The organism is Leisingera caerulea DSM 24564, from assembly GCF_000473325.1.
Taxonomy (GTDB): domain Bacteria; phylum Pseudomonadota; class Alphaproteobacteria; order Rhodobacterales; family Rhodobacteraceae; genus Leisingera; species Leisingera caerulea.
Window position 1 is genome coordinate 2,837,576 of the sequence record NZ_KI421513.1, and the last position, 14,392, is coordinate 2,851,967.

Annotated in this window: 13 protein-coding genes; 8 read left to right on the forward strand and 5 right to left on the reverse strand. The window is 62.6% G+C overall.

The window, feature by feature from the left end; translation table 11 throughout:
- The first annotated feature begins 20 nt into the window (after positions 1 to 20).
- Together CAER_RS0120980 and CAER_RS0120985 are read left to right on the forward strand one after the other, a co-directional pair.
- Complete coding sequence (locus CAER_RS0120980; protein WP_027237219.1) at positions 21 to 1,424, forward strand: calcium-binding protein; 1,404 nt, start codon at positions 21 to 23, stop codon at positions 1,422 to 1,424.
- A 186-nt stretch (positions 1,425 to 1,610) separates the two neighbouring features.
- Positions 1,611 to 2,381 carry a DUF2189 domain-containing protein gene (locus tag CAER_RS0120985; RefSeq protein ID WP_027237220.1) on the forward strand — a complete coding sequence of 257 codons (771 nt, stop codon included), beginning with the start codon at positions 1,611 to 1,613 and terminating at the stop codon, positions 2,379 to 2,381.
- Between the two features lie 2 nt (positions 2,382 to 2,383).
- Here CAER_RS0120985 and CAER_RS0120990 read toward each other — a convergent pair whose 3' ends face one another.
- Positions 2,384 to 3,181, reverse strand: a complete 798-nt coding sequence (locus tag CAER_RS0120990; RefSeq protein WP_209320213.1) for a helix-turn-helix domain-containing protein — start codon at positions 3,179 to 3,181, stop codon at positions 2,384 to 2,386.
- A gap of 236 nt (positions 3,182 to 3,417) precedes the next feature.
- Between CAER_RS0120990 and CAER_RS0120995 the strand changes: the two genes are divergently transcribed.
- A complete protein-coding gene (locus CAER_RS0120995; RefSeq protein ID WP_027237222.1) occupies positions 3,418 to 3,771 on the forward strand; it encodes a hypothetical protein in 354 nt (117 codons plus the stop codon).
- A 31-nt stretch (positions 3,772 to 3,802) separates the two neighbouring features.
- On the opposite strand, the gene ilvN is transcribed toward CAER_RS0120995, so the two are convergent.
- Complete coding sequence (ilvN, locus tag CAER_RS0121000) at positions 3,803 to 4,363, reverse strand: acetolactate synthase small subunit (RefSeq protein WP_027237223.1); 561 nt, start codon at positions 4,361 to 4,363, stop codon at positions 3,803 to 3,805.
- An 89-nt stretch (positions 4,364 to 4,452) separates the two neighbouring features.
- Entirely contained in the window at positions 4,453 to 6,204 is a 1,752-nt protein-coding gene (locus CAER_RS0121005) for an acetolactate synthase 3 large subunit (RefSeq protein WP_027237224.1), read from the reverse strand.
- 405 nt (positions 6,205 to 6,609) lie between these two features.
- Here CAER_RS0121005 and CAER_RS0121010 point away from each other — a divergent pair, with 405 nt between their 5' ends.
- From CAER_RS0121010 to CAER_RS0121020, 3 genes are all read left to right on the forward strand, one after another.
- The gene (locus CAER_RS0121010; RefSeq protein ID WP_027237225.1) at positions 6,610 to 7,461 is read left to right on the forward strand and encodes a HalD/BesD family halogenase; all 852 of its coding nucleotides are present in this window, start codon (positions 6,610 to 6,612) and stop codon (positions 7,459 to 7,461) included.
- Positions 7,462 to 7,538: 77 nt separating this feature from the next.
- Positions 7,539 to 8,561 carry a capsular polysaccharide export protein, LipB/KpsS family gene (locus tag CAER_RS0121015; RefSeq protein WP_161631096.1) on the forward strand — a complete coding sequence of 341 codons (1,023 nt, stop codon included), beginning with the start codon at positions 7,539 to 7,541 and terminating at the stop codon, positions 8,559 to 8,561.
- A gap of 101 nt (positions 8,562 to 8,662) precedes the next feature.
- Entirely contained in the window at positions 8,663 to 9,808 is a 1,146-nt protein-coding gene (locus tag CAER_RS0121020; RefSeq protein ID WP_027237227.1) for a lytic murein transglycosylase, read from the forward strand.
- Between the two features lie 12 nt (positions 9,809 to 9,820).
- Here CAER_RS0121020 and CAER_RS0121025 read toward each other — a convergent pair whose 3' ends face one another.
- A complete protein-coding gene (locus tag CAER_RS0121025; RefSeq protein WP_027237228.1) occupies positions 9,821 to 10,465 on the reverse strand; it encodes a response regulator transcription factor in 645 nt (214 codons plus the stop codon).
- Between the two features lie 61 nt (positions 10,466 to 10,526).
- Positions 10,527 to 11,954 carry a cache domain-containing protein gene (locus CAER_RS0121030; RefSeq protein ID WP_027237229.1) on the reverse strand — a complete coding sequence of 476 codons (1,428 nt, stop codon included), beginning with the start codon at positions 11,952 to 11,954 and terminating at the stop codon, positions 10,527 to 10,529.
- A gap of 283 nt (positions 11,955 to 12,237) precedes the next feature.
- On the opposite strand from CAER_RS0121030, the gene CAER_RS0121035 reads away from it, so the two are divergent.
- Entirely contained in the window at positions 12,238 to 13,320 is a 1,083-nt protein-coding gene (locus CAER_RS0121035; protein ID WP_027237230.1) for a TRAP transporter substrate-binding protein, read from the forward strand.
- A gap of 141 nt (positions 13,321 to 13,461) precedes the next feature.
- On the forward strand, positions 13,462 to 14,388 hold the full coding sequence (locus tag CAER_RS0121040; protein WP_027237231.1) for a TRAP transporter small permease subunit: 927 nt from the start codon (positions 13,462 to 13,464) through the stop codon (positions 14,386 to 14,388).
- The last annotated feature ends 4 nt before the right edge of the window (positions 14,389 to 14,392 follow it).

Genomic DNA, 14,392 nt, shown 5'->3' on the forward strand with positions numbered 1-14,392 from the left:
CGTGGTGAAGGGGGAGTGTCATGGCACGGGTCAATCTGAATCTCGTATTTGACGGTGAAACAGCCATTCCCCGGCTTGATGGCCAAAGCAGCGTTGAGTGGTTCGACCGCTTTTTGAACACCTACAATGTCTTTGAAAGCAACGCGGACAACAGGCTGGTGGCAGATATCGGCCTCACCGGGCAAGACTGGACGGCCAAGATCGTCCGGTTCGGCGGCGCTGCGGAAAACAACCTGACCAGGATCACCGATCTGGACGGCGGAACCGGCCGCCGGATCGACTATCTGGAGCTGGGCTACAACTCCAGCGTGGTTCTGGACACCACCCGCGCGCGGCAAATCAACGGATGGGACGGGAAAAAGCATGAGGTCACGCTGGGCGAAAACCAGCAGGACAGCACGTTTTCCATCCATCTGTTTGCCGAAGAAAACATTGTCACCACCGGCAGTGCGTTTGTGTTCAACATCGAAACCGGCCTTGGCAGCAGCGACGCAGACAGGGCCAGGGGGGATATGATCACCATCGGCAGCGGCGGCGCGGGCACCGTGCGCACTGCCGCCGGAGATGACAAGGTTGTGGTGCGCAAAGGGTTTGCGGAGTTCATCAGCACTTCCGATGGCGGCGATACCGTGGTGGTTGGCAACAGCGGCGCTGGCGTGGTCCGCACAGGCGACGGCAGCGACACTGTCCGCACAGGCAACGCTTTCGTGGAACTGATCTCAACCGGTAATGGGAATGACACCGCCGCAGTCGGGGCCGGGAGCGCTGGCCTGGTCCGGCTGGGCAGCGGGCGGGATACCGTCAGCATTTCGGAAACCGACCCCGGCGCAGGAGTGCAGATCAGCGGCGGCAGCGGCAGGGACACTGTAGATTTCTCCAAGTTCTCAGACGGGGTGGTGTTTTCCCTCAACCTGGATGGGGCGTGGCAGAACCCCGGCGCACCGGGCGGCAAGCTGGGCGCGGAGGGGACCGGGTTTGTGCAAGCCTCCTCCGTTGAGAACCTGACCGGCACCGCCAAAGGGGACAGGCTGACGGGGGACGGCGGTGCGAACCTGCTGTCGGGGAAGGGCGGCAACGACCGCCTGGCCGGGCTGGCGGGCGCGGACACGTTGAACGGCGGCGGCGGCAACGACAGGCTGGCCGGCGGCGGCGGCAAGGACACCCTGAACGGCGGCAGCGGCAATGATACAATGACGGGCGGCGGCGGGGCTGATACCTTTGTGTTCACAGTCGGCGACGACCTGGTCAGGGACTTCAAGGATGGCACCGACATCCTGCAGATCCGCGGTCACAGCGGCGGCTTTGCCAGCCTTGGTATCACAGACAGCGGCGGTGACCGCCTGATCACCCATGACGGCGGCACGGTGCGGCTGGACGGCGAGGCGGGGCTTGGCCTGACGGCCGACGACTTTGTCTTCGTCTGACCGCGGGCAGGCTTCATCCAACCGGAAAGACGGGCGGCACAGCCCGTCTTTTTTGTGCGGCGGTCGCTGCGGCCCGCCGGGCGGCGGACCCGGCGCAGCAGTTTAAAATATGTATCCGGAAGGTATTTTTTGGCGCGGGGTTCGCGGCTAGGCTGGCGGAAACAGGCAATCGAGAGGAACACCGCGATGACCACAGAAAAGCCCTTTGGGGTGCCGGAGCTGCGGCCCGCTGCCATGCCCATGCTGTTCGAAGCGCTGCGGCGGGGCTGGGCCGATTTCCGGGCCAAGCCGCTCTACGGGCTGTTTTTTGCGGGATTTTATGTGCTGGCAGGCTGGGCCATGGCCTGGGTCACTGTGCAGACGGGCACCACCTACTGGCTGGTTCTGGCTGCCATCGGGTTTCCGCTGATCGGCCCCTTTGCCGCGGTGGGGCTTTACGAGGTGTCGCACCGGCTGGAGCAGGGACAGCCGATTGCCTTTGGCGGCATCCTTGGCGTGGTGCTGCAGCAAAGCCGCCGCCAGCTGCCCTCGATCTGCGCCATCATCGTTGTGGTGTTCCTGTTCTGGTTTTTCCTTGGCCACATGATCTTTGCCCTGTTCATGGGGCATGCGACGATGACCAATGTTTCCAGTTCCGCTGAGGTGTTCCTGACCGCCAACGGGCTGACGATGCTGGCGGTGGGCACCGCGGTTGGCGCATTGTTTGCGCTGCTGCTCTATATGATCACGGTGATTTCGCTGCCGCTGCTGCTGGACCGTGAGGTCGATTTCGTTACCGCGATGATCACCAGCTTCCAGTATGTGCAGCAGAACTTCCTGGTGATGATGGTCTGGGCCGCGCTGATTGCCGCCGCCACCTTTGCGGCGCTGCTGCCCTGGTTCCTGGGATTGTTCCTGGTGCTGCCGCTGCTGGGCCACGCCACCTGGCACATCTACCGCCAGGCTGCCGCCCAATAGCGTCAGCGGAAGGGCTGGCCGGTGTGCAGCAGGCGGCGGTGGAAGGGCAGCAGGTCCGCCGCGTCGGCAAAGCCGGAACTGCGCGCAGCGGCCAGCACCTGTCCGGTTTCGCGGCCAAGGTGTTCGTAAACCATCCGCGTCACCCGCTCGCCGGTCTGGCTTTCGCGCACGGTGCGGGCGACGTAGCCGGACCAGAAATTATTCTCCAGAGAGGCCTCGCGGGCCAGGTAATTGAAGGAATAGGTCATCGCCCTGCGCCGCGCGATGACAAAGGCAACGCCATCCTCGTGGCCGCTGACATAGCCGCGGAATTCGCGTACTGCCGGGGTGGCAGGCAGCCCCTGGCTGTACATCGCCTCCTTGGCTTCAAAGCCCTTGATGTAGGTCACGCCCGCATCCCGGAACACATAGGTCAGGCCGATCACGAATTTATCGTCATTGATGAAGCTGCGGCGGGTAAAACGGTAAAACCCGGACGGGAAAAACTCCTCGCTCAGCTGCTGCACGCCGCGGCCCAGGAAATCTGACAGAAACGCGCCGTTTATTACCTGACCGGCTTTGGAAAGTTTTTCGACAGGGTCCAGAAGAATACGGGCATCGACTTCGAAAAAACGGCAGATCCGGTCCAGCACGTCCGGGCGCGGGAAACTCTCGCCTGAAAGGTAGCGGTTGAATTGAGTGCGGTTGATGCCAAGCTGGCGCGACAGCTCGGAAACCGACGGGTATTGCCGCGATAACTGACGCAAATTGGCGCCGAACATGTTCCTTAGATCAGCTGGGGAGCGGTTCTGACTGTTCATCTTTGACCCTGACGGTTCGAATTTTCGCGAAACATTTGCGGCGCTTCCGGGCTGATTGTGCCAGGCTCCGGGTGTGAGCCTAAAGCGGGCGCTGCCGTTCTGCGTCACGGCTGTCGCTACTTCACGTCAGAAGGCTAGTCAAGCCGACACAAAATGCAATAGCCCAGAGCGCATTTTATCATGTTGGCGTCACCTCAATTGTTTCAAAATCGGAGGGCGGCAATGCGAGGACTGGTATGATTGGAGTCGTTTTGTGGCGGGATGAAACCCTGACTAAAGCCGTAATCTGGTGTGAAGATCAGGGGGATCTCGCCTTTTATACAAATGAGGCCGGGGCAGAGTTTCAGGAATTCAATCCAGGGGATTGGGTTGAATTCGACCTGACCATAAGCGGAAATGTCAGGATTGCCGGAAACCTTGCGGTCCTGATCGAACAGGGCAGCCCGGATTTGGCAGACCGGCTGTCAGCAGAAGCCTGCGCGCCGGCCGCCGGCGCAGAAGACCAGACCTCCGGCGCCGTGGTTCCGTTCCCCGTGCAATCCGCAAAAAAGCGGGGCGTTTCCGCTCCGCTTCAGGTCCGGCAGCGCTAAGCGCCGGCCTGTTTCCAGGCCGGCAGCAGGATTAGTTTCCGCGCAGCAGCGCGGCGACGCCGGTGCGGGCAATCTCAGCCAGGCCAAGCGGCCGCATCAGCTCGGCAAAGGCGTCGATCTTGTCCGGCGCACCGGTGATCTCAAACACAAAGCTGTTCAGCGTGCTGTCGACAACGTTGGCGCGGAAGATGTCCGCCAGCCGCAGCGCCTCAACCCGCTTGTCGCCTTCTCCCGAAACCTTCAGGATTGCCAGCTCCCGCTCCACTGCGACGCCTTCGACCGTCAGGTCATGCACGTCGCGGACCGAGACGATGCGGCCCAGCTGCGCCTTGATCTGCTCAATCACCTGCGGGGTGCCGGTGGTGACAATGGTGATGCGGCTTAGGTGGCCGGTATGATCCACCTCCGCCACGGTGAGGCTTTCGATGTTGTAGCCGCGGCCTGAAAACAGGCCGATGACACGGGCTAGAACGCCGGGTTCGTTTTCCACCAGCACTGCAATCGTGTGGCGTTCCTGCACGTCCGAAAACGTCGGGCGCAGGTTGTAGGCGGAGTGGCGGGTGGAGCCTTTTTTGATATGCAGGGCAGACATCAGTCGCCGTCCTTTCGTTTGTCGCTGCCAAAAGTTTTCGGAAAACTTTTGGCAAAATTCTTCATAAGAATTTTGCGGTCCGGCCGCGGTTACACCAGCACTGCGCCGCCGGCCTGGATGACGCCCTGCGTCTCGGCCTCGCCCAGCAGCATCTCGTTATGCGCCTTGCCCGAGGGGATCATCGGGAAGCAGTTCTCGTGCTTCTCGACCAGGCAGTCAAAGATCACCGGCCCGTCATAGTCGATCATTTCCATGATCGCGTCATCCAGATCGGCGGGATCGCTGACGCAGATGCCCTTGGCGCCAAAGGCCTCGGCGAGCTTCACGAAATCGGGCAGGGCCTCGGACCAGGAGTGGCTGTAACGCTCGCCATGCAGCAGCTCCTGCCACTGACGCACCATGCCCAGGCGCTCGTTGTTGAGGATGAACTGCTTGACCGGCAGGCGGAACTGCACCGCGGTGCCCATTTCCTGCATGTTCATCAGCCACGATGCCTCGCCCGCGACGTTGATCACCAGCGCATCCGGATGCGCCATCTGGGCGCCGATCGAGGCCGGGAAGCCATAGCCCATGGTGCCAAGCCCGCCGGAGGTCATCCAGCGGTTCGGATCCTCAAAGCCCAAGTACTGCGCCGCCCACATCTGGTGCTGGCCTACCTCGGTGGTGACATAGCGGTCGCGGCCCTTGGTGAGCTCCTCAAGGCGCTGCAGCGCGTACTGCGGCTTGATGGTCTTTTCCGAGTTCTTGAACGACAGGCAGTTCACCGCGCGCCATTCGTCGATCTGCTTGTGCCACTTGGCCAGTGCCTCGCGGTTCACCTTGCGGCCCCGCGATTTCCAGACCTTCAGAATATCTTCCAGCACATGCGCCACATCGCCGACAATCGGGATATCGACCCGGATCACCTTGTTGATCGAGGAGGGGTCGATGTCGATATGCGCCTTTTTCGAATTCGGGCTGAAGGCGTCGATGCGGCCGGTGATGCGGTCGTCGAAGCGCGCGCCGATGTTGATCATCAGATCGCATCCGTGCATCGCCATGTTGGCCTCGTAAAGACCGTGCATCCCCAGCATGCCCAGCCAGTTCTTGCCGGATGCGGGATAGGCGCCCAAGCCCATCAGGGTCGAGGTGATCGGGATGCCGGTGCCATCCACCAGCTCACGCAGCAGCTGGCTGGCCGCGGTGCCGGAATTGATGACGCCGCCGCCGGTGTAGAACACCGGGCGTTTGGCGGACTCCAGCGCCTCGACCAGCTCAGTGATTGCTTCCATGTCGCCCTTCAGCTGCGGCTGGTAATGCGAGGCTGCCGGTTTCGGCGCCTGATACTTGCCGTTGGCAAACTGAACGTCCTTGGGGATGTCGACCAGAACCGGGCCGGGGCGGCCGGATTTGGCGACGTGGAACGCCTCATGCAGGGTGCTTGCCAGCGCGTCGGTGTCCTTGACCAGCCAGTTGTGCTTGGTGCAGGGCCGGGTGATGCCTACGGTATCGGCCTCCTGGAAGGCGTCGGAGCCGATCATGAAGGTCGGCACCTGGCCGGTCAGAACCACGATCGGGATCGAATCCAGCAGCGCATCCGTCAGGCCGGTGACCGCATTGGTGGCGCCGGGGCCGGATGTCACCAGAACAACACCGGGCTTGCCGGTGGAGCGGGCATAGCCCTCGGCGGCGTGGACCGCGCCCTGTTCGTGCCGCACCAGAACGTGGCGGATGTCATTCTGCAGAAAGATCTCGTCATAGATCGGCAGCACGGCGCCGCCAGGGTATCCGAAGACCACGTCCACCCCCTGATCCTTCAGGGCCTGAACAACCATTTTTGCGCCGGTCATCTCACGTGTCATCTGCTTTTTGCTCCAATTGGCGGCATCGTCATTACGCATAAAAAAAGCCCCCGATTTCAAGTCGGAGGCGCATGGGTTCGATTATGGTCAACCGTTACCGGCCCATGCGCTTGGTTCCTACGATTACGACTAGGGTGGTCACGTCCACAGGCTCCTCATTGCGTTGCAGCGGACATTATGGGCGCTGGACAGGGGCGTCAACCGGCAAACGTATCAAAAAAGCCCTGCCCGGAGACATTTTCTTGCTTGTGCCGTGGGGTGCGGCGAAATATCCGCGAAAATGCACGGTCGCAGAGTTGCGAAATCGTTCAAAACCGGCACGCCGGTGTCCCGAATGTGCCAGATCGGCGCCCCTGCCGCAGGCAAGCTCAACCTAGGAAAGAGGTAGCAGAGAAGGAAGCGGACATGATGCAACTCGCCGATCTGGTGGATCTCGGGCGGTATCCGATTGACCGGCCCGGGTCCAGCGCCTGCGCCCAGCTGATCGCGGATCTGCAGCGCGACCTTGCGGCGGACGGCTGTGCGGTTCTGCCTGGGTTTGTGCATGAGGCAGGCATAGCCAGGCTGGTGGCAGAGGCAGACGCAGTGGCGGACAAAGGCCACAAGTCCTTTAGCCGCACCAATGCCTATTTCTCCAAGGACGACAGCACCTTGCCGGAGACCCATCCGGTGCGGCAATTCTACGACCGTTCCAATGCCTTTATCCCGGCCGACAATTTCGGCGCCGGCAGCCCGCTGCGGGCAATCTACGAATTTCCCGGCTTCATGCCCTTTATCCGCGAGGCGCTGGGAGAGCCGGAAGACCGGTTCTTCCGGTATGACGATCCGCTGGCAGATGTGATCATCAACATGGTCGAGGCGGGGCAGGGCTTCCCCTGGCATTTCGATACCAACAATTACACCGTGACGCTGGCAATTCAGAACGGCGACGGCGGCGGTGAGTTCGAATATGCGCCGATGCTGCGCACCCCCGCGGATGAGAACTACGATGGCGTTGCGCAGGTGCTGGCGGGCGGTTCGCCGCTGGTGCGCAAGCTGGTGCTGCAGCCCGGCGATCTGCAGATATTCAGGGGCCGGTATTCGCTGCACCGGGTGGCACCGGTTGAAGGACCGCGCAGACGCTATGTCGGCATCTTCTCCTTTGTCGAGCAGGAGGGCATGTGCGGCGGGGTGGAGCGCACCAGGCAGCTTTATGGCCGGGTCCTGCCGCGCCACTACGAACGTGAAGGCCTGCGCGCGGACGCGCTGCGGGATTGACAGAGGGGCACCAGGGGGCTGGACGTGCAGCGCGGGTTCGCGATACTTATATGCAGGTTTCTGCAGGAAAGCCGCTGGTGCCCAAAGTCATTATCCATTTGCGCAAGAAGCATGTTGATCAAGACCTCTCGCGCGGGTTCCTGCAGCTTTACGGTGTGATCCGTCAGATGCTGGCGGCAGAGGGCGGCGGCTGTGAAATCCGGGCAATGGACCGGGACATCACGAGCCGCACCCGGCATGTGTCCGGCCGCCGTTTCGAGGATGGCAATCTGCATATTCTGGATGACCGCAACGTGCAGATGCCGAATGTGCTGAACGCGGCCTTGGCGTACCTGGACGGCTTCTGGCATCTGGACCCGGAGGGAACCCGCGGGTTCAGCCCCATCGCGGCCAGGGAGTTCCGGGAGGACATGATCCCGTACCAGTACGCCAAGCGGTTTTTCGGCCGGCTGCAGCGGACTTGGAAGGACACCCGCCGGACCCGGTACCAGCCGCCAAGGGAGCGGCAGGAGATTCCGCAGGGCGCTGTTTCCGTCTTCTTCCAAGGCTCGTACCCGCTTCGGGCCGGGGCAACGGAATTTACCGATATCACCATGCTGCAGGATGTGCTGCAGGGCGCGGGCAGCCGGACCGTGCTGGTCAAGCCGCACCCCAGGACAGCGGATATCGGAAGCATGGCAGAGCTGGCTGAGATTGCAGCGGGCGACAGCCGGGTGGTCATTTCCGGCGCCAATATCCACGATATTCTCGCTGCCAGCTGTGCCACCGTCTCAATAAACTCAACTGTGGCGATCGAAGGGTTTCTGCACCGCTCTCCCGCCATTCTCTATGGCACGTCTGACTTTCACCATATGGCAGAAACCGTCACCGCGCCGGGGCAGTTCGCGGAGGCGCTGCACCGCGCACAGGCGCGAACCGGCGGCTATGCCCAGTTCCTGACCTGGTACTTCCGGCACAATTGCCTTGAAATCGGCGCGCCGGACCTGGAGCAGCGGATCTGGGAGATTTTTGCCCGGGCAGGCTTCCCGCGGGAGCGGTTCGCGTCGGGGCGGGCATTGGACAGACAGGCGGGACACCAAGACGGCAGGTCTTTGCTCTGACGCGATTCCGGACCTTGGCGGCCCCGCCGGTTTCTGGCAGCCTGTGAGGCAAAAGCCCTGCTGCACAAGGCAGGCGGCAACCAGCGGAACGGGCAGAGATTATGAATATCACACGGCGTCATTTCGGGTTTGGTCTTACAGCCTTCGGGCTTACGGCCTGCAGCAGCACGGTGCCTGCGGGGGGCAGCTCCCGCAGCACTGGTCTGCCGGCGGATCTGCGGCCCGTGCCTAATACGGGTTATGACCGGTGGGTGGCTTCCTTCCGCTCCCGGGCTGAGGCCCGGGGCATTTCCCAATCCACCCTGCGCGCGGCCTTCCGCGGGGCCGGGTATCTGCCCGGGGTTATCAAGCGCGACCGAAACCAGACCGAATTCAAGCGCACGCTGGAGGATTATCTGTCCATCGCCGTCTCGGACGAGCGGCTGGCCAAGGGCCGCGCCGCTTTTGCCCGGCACCAGACCATCCTGCGCACTTTGGAGCGCACCTATGGCGTTGATGCGGAAATCATCTGCGCCATCTGGGGGCTGGAGAGCTTCTTTGGCGAGCGCCGCGGCGACGTGCCGGTGATTTCCGCCACTTCGACGCTGGCCTATGACGGGCGGCGCGGCTCGTTTTTTGAGAAGCAGCTGATGGCGGCGCTCAGGATCCTGCAGAACGGTGACATCACGCCCGCCCGGATGACCGGCAGTTGGGCAGGCGCCATGGGGCATACCCAGTTCATCCCGACCTCCTACCAGGCCTTTGCGGTGGATTTCACCGGCGACGGGCGGCGCGATATCTGGTCGGAGGACCCAAGCGACGCGCTGGCGTCCACCGCTGCCTATCTGCAAAGGAACGGCTGGACCCGCGGGCTGAAATGGGGCGGAGAGGCCGGGGCGCCCGGCACCCCCTCAGGCCGTATCATCCAGCCGCAGGCGGGCGGGCCGAAGTTTGCGGTGACCAGCAATTTCAACGCCATCAAGCGCTACAACAACTCGGATGCCTACGCGATCGGGGTGGGCCATCTGGCCGACCGCATCGCCGGGGGCGGTCCGCTGCGCGCGGGTTTCCCGCCGGACAAATACGGGCTGACCAAGGATGACCGCATCCTGCTGCAAAAACGCCTGACGGCCAAGGGCTTCGATACCGGCGGTGCCGACGGGGTGCTGGGGCCGAAAAGCCGCGCTGCGATCAGCGGCTACCAGTCCAGCCGCGGCCTGCCGGTGACCGGCGATCCGTCTCCGGCGCTGCTGGCCAGTCTGAACTAGGGGCAGGGCGCCTCAGAACCCGGCGCCGGTGCCCTGCAGCACCCCGTGCTCCAGCGCATAGCGGGTCAGCCCGGCGGTGGAGGAGATGCCCAGCTTGCGCTTGATGTTCTTGCGGTGGGTTTCGACTGTTCTGACCGAAATATCCAGCGCCTGGGCAACTTCCTTGTTGGATTTGCCCTGCGCCAGTTCCAGCAGGATGGTTTGCTCGCGCCCGGTCAGCGCTTCGCGGGTGCCGTTATCCTTGGGCTTCAGGGAGCCGGCCGCACCGGTGCAGAGATAGGTCTGCCCCTCCATCACCGCGTCAATCGCCTGCTTGATCTCATCCGTCGGCACGTCTTTCAGCACATAGCCCATCGCGCCGTGGCTCAGCGCGGTGGAGATATATTCGGCGCTGTCATGCATCGACAGGATCAGGATGCGGGTGCCGGGGTGCTGTTCCAGGATGATCTCGGTGGCGCTGAGGCCGCCGAGCTTGGGCATATTCAGGTCCATCAGCACCACATCCGGCGCCAGCCTGCCCATCTGGTCCACGGCATCGCGGCCGTCGGTCAGCGAACCGACCACCTCAATATCGTCGTAGCTTTCCAGGATCGACTGGATGCCCTCGGCGACCATCGGGTGGTCATCCACGATCAGAACCTTTACCGGATCAGCCATCATTCCCCCAATGCAGCTTTCCATTGCCCGGGAGCCTTGCACCTTGCCGCATTCTCCCCGGTCACGGCAGCTGTGCAGGCGTTCCCTCTTCGCCCGGCGGCAGCAGATGGCTGAGAGGCAGGCTTGCCTCGATCACCGTGCCGCTTTGGGTGCCCCGTGATGACAGAATGCGCAAGGTGCCGTCAAGCTGCTCGATCCGTTCCTGCATGTTGCGCAGGCCGATCCCGGGGCCAGTGCGGGCATCCCGCGGCGGCAGGCCGCGGCCATTGTCGGTGATCCGCATGGTGGCGCCCTTGGTGTGGCCGCGCAGGTCGATGCTGACCTTGGTGGCGTCCGCGTGGCGTTCGATGTTGGTCAGCGCCTCCTGCGCGATGCGGTAGAGTGCAATCTTGGAATCCTGGTCCAGCCGGTTGCGGAACACTACGGTTGAGAATGCTGTCTCGATCCCTGTGCGGGCGGCAAAATCATCGGTCAGCGCCTTCAGCGCGGGCCCCAGGCCCAGATCATCCAGCACCCCGGGGCGCAGATCGCGGCTGATCCGGCGCACCTCGGTAATCGCGGTCAGCAGGCTTTCGGTGCCTTTCTCCAACGGCGCAACCGCGCCTTCGCCATCGCCGCGGGTCAGGCGGCGGCGGGTGTTGTCCAGCGCATAGCGCACGCCAACCAGCAGTTGGCTGATGCCATCATGCAGCTCCCGCGCCACCCGGCCGCGCTCCTCCTCCTGGGCGTCGAACACCCGCTGGGTCAGCTCCTTCAGCTTGGCGTCCGCCAGCCGCCGCTCGCGGATGTTCAGGAACATCCCCGAGGCAAAGACCAGTACCAGAGAAATCAGCGTGATCGCCCCGATATACAGAAATGTGCGCTGCACCCGTGCCTCCACGTCCGCGCGGGAGGCGGCCACGGTGGCCAGCACATCGTCGATGAACACGCCGGTGCCGATGGCCCACTGCCAGTCCTGCAGGCCCAGCACATAGGCGATCATCTGCGCCTCTTCCCCGGTGGAGGGCTTTTCCCAGGTGAAGCTGTGCCAGCCGGCGCCGTCGCGCGCCAGCCGGATGAACTCATCCACCACCGGCACGCCTGCGCTGTCCGTCAGGCCCGCCCAGTTGCGGTTGATGAATTCGGTCTGCCGCGGGCTGACCAGATTGGTGCCGTCATAGTCATAGACAAAGAAGAAACCGTCCTTGCCGTAGATCATCGCGCTGAGGATCTGCGCCACCTGTTCCTTGGCCTGCGTATCATCCGGCGCCGCCAGGCCATAGATATGGGCAAAGCCGTTGCGCGCCTGGGTCACGTAGTTGCGCAATTCCGCCTTCTTGGCCTCCAACAGCTGCACCTCCAGCGCCTGAATCTCGCGCTCGGCCAGGGCGCGCGACTGGTAGCCCACCAGAACCGCAATCGCCGTGCCCGCCACGATCAGCGGCAAGGTCATCAGAAGCGACAGTTTCTGCGCGTAGGTAGGGCGCAAAAGTGTTTCGAAAAGACGCATCAGCGGGGTCCTGGAATTGGTCAGAATCTTGTACCGAATCATTGTGCAGCCGCCCAGAAGAATCAAAGAGGCATCACACGATTGCGCCCATTGCGTGTGCCGGCATTTGGCGGTTCGCGCCAGAAATGCGCCAACTTTTCCTGTCCGGCCGCGAAAAACGTGCCGTTCTACGCAGTACTAGGTATTCACATAAAATTCGCCGCCGCTAGGCTGGCCGCACTCGAACCGATCCGCCCGGGGGGGACCTTCCGGGCAATCCGAATGATAATGGGAGGAATACTTTATGGATCGCCGTTCTTTTTTGAAAACGTCCGCACTGGGCGGCTCCGCCGCAGCAGCCGGCACATTGGCCGCGCCGGCCTATGCCCAGGGCAAGCGCACCCTGACCATGGTCACCACCTGGGGCCGCGGCCTGGCAGGTGTGCATGACTCCGCGCAGTATGTTGCCGACACCATTACCGCCATGTCCGATGGCAACCTGACCATCGACCTGAAAGCCGCAGGCGAGCTGGTCGGCGCGTTTGAAGTGTTCGACGCCGTGACCGCAGGCCAGGCCGACATGTACCACGCGGCCGATTATTATTTCGTCAGCCAGCACCCGGGCTATGCGTATTTCACCGCAGTGCCGTTCGGCATGACCCCGCAGGAGCTGACCAACTGGTACTACCACGGCGACGGCCACGCGCTGCATGACGAGCTGGGCCAGATCTTTGGCCTGAAGTCCTTCATCGGCGGCAACACCGGCCCGCAGTCCGGCGGCTGGTACAACAAGGAAATCAAAGGCCCCGAAGACTTTAACGGTCTCAAGTTCCGGATGCCTGGCCTCGGCGGCAAGGCACTGGGCAAGCTGGGCGCCTCCGTGCAGAACATCCCTGGTTCCGAAGTGTATCAGGCGCTCTCCTCCGGCGCCATCGACGGCACTGAGTGGATCGGCCCCTGGGCGGACGAAAAGGCCGGTTTCCAGGAAATCACCAAGACCTACTACACCGCGGGCTTCCACGAGCCGGGCGCGGCGCTGTCGGTTGCCACCAACCGCGAAGTCTTCGAAAGCCTGTCGCCGGCCCATCAGAAGATCATCGAGATGGCGTCCGCAGCCGGCCACCAGTGGAGCCTGGCGCAGTTCATGAACAACAACGGCGCAGCGCTGCAGCGCCTGCAGTCCGGCGGCGTGAAGACCCTGGAATTCCCGGACAGCGTCTGGGATGCCTTCGGCCAGGCCACCAAGGAAACCCTGGACGAGTTCATGGGCGACGAGCTGTTTGCGAAAATCCGCAACAGCGTCGAAACCTCAATGAAAGCCTCCTCCGGCTGGATCACCAAGTCCGAAGGCGCCTACCGCGTGCAGCGCGACCGCGTCCTGGGCTGATCCGCCTGACTGGCATTAACCGGATCCTCCGCCGCAGGCGGGGGATCCACATGCAGTTGCCCTAAGCGCGGGACGGCCGGCCAGCAGCGCCGTGTGCCCAATCCTCCGCCGCAACTTCGCAGCAATCTTCCCGGGGGAAACATGCAGGAAGAGAGTGGCATCACCTTCTTTGGCGCAATCTGGGGCGGGCTTGTCTGGCTGATCCAGAACATCGCCGGCGCCTTTTACAACTTCGGCTACGCCGTCACCCATCCTCAGCTCTGGCTCGACTGGTCGGACAAGGCCTCGATCATGCGTTTCGTCTACTATGGCGGCTCAGTCGAGTTCTTCTTTGTCGTCTTCACCACCTTCCTGGTGCTGACCGGCATCGGCTTCTACTTCCGCGGCTTCATGTGGGGCATGGTGAGGGGACTTGAGGGGCTGGCCAACACTCTGGGCCGCTTCTTTGCCTGGGCGGGGCTTCTGATGGTCCTTCAGCAGATCATCATCGTCTTCATGCAGCGGGTGTTCGCACGGCCCGACATCAGTTTCGGCTTCGGCATCCCGTTCAGCCAGGATATCAGCTGGTTTGCCGAAGAACTGAAGTTTTACAATGCTCTGGTGGTCTGCCTTTGCGTGACCTACACCTTTGTGCAGGGCGGCCATGTGCGGGTGGACCTGATCTATTCCGGCATCAGCTTCCGCGCCAAGAAGGTTGTGGATATGGTGGGCTCACTGATCTTCATGATGCCCGCCGCGGTGCTGACATGGATGTACGGCTGGTTCTTCCTGTGGCGGCATCTGATCGTGCCGAAACCGTCGGCGTCGGACAGCCTTGACCGGCTGGTGATGAAATCCCGCGCCCTGCGCTGGAACGTCGAGACCATCGGCTTCAGCCCTAACGGGTTCAACGCCTACTTCCTGTTCAAGATCCTGCTGGTGCTGTTTGCGGGCCTCGTGTTCCTGCACGCCATTGCCTTCTTCTACCGCTCCTTCCTGGAGTTCGTCGAAGGCCAGGGCAGTGAAAACAAATACCTCGACAAGGATAGTCTTGGAGAGGGTGAAGAAGCCTACGAAGGCACGCACTAAAGGG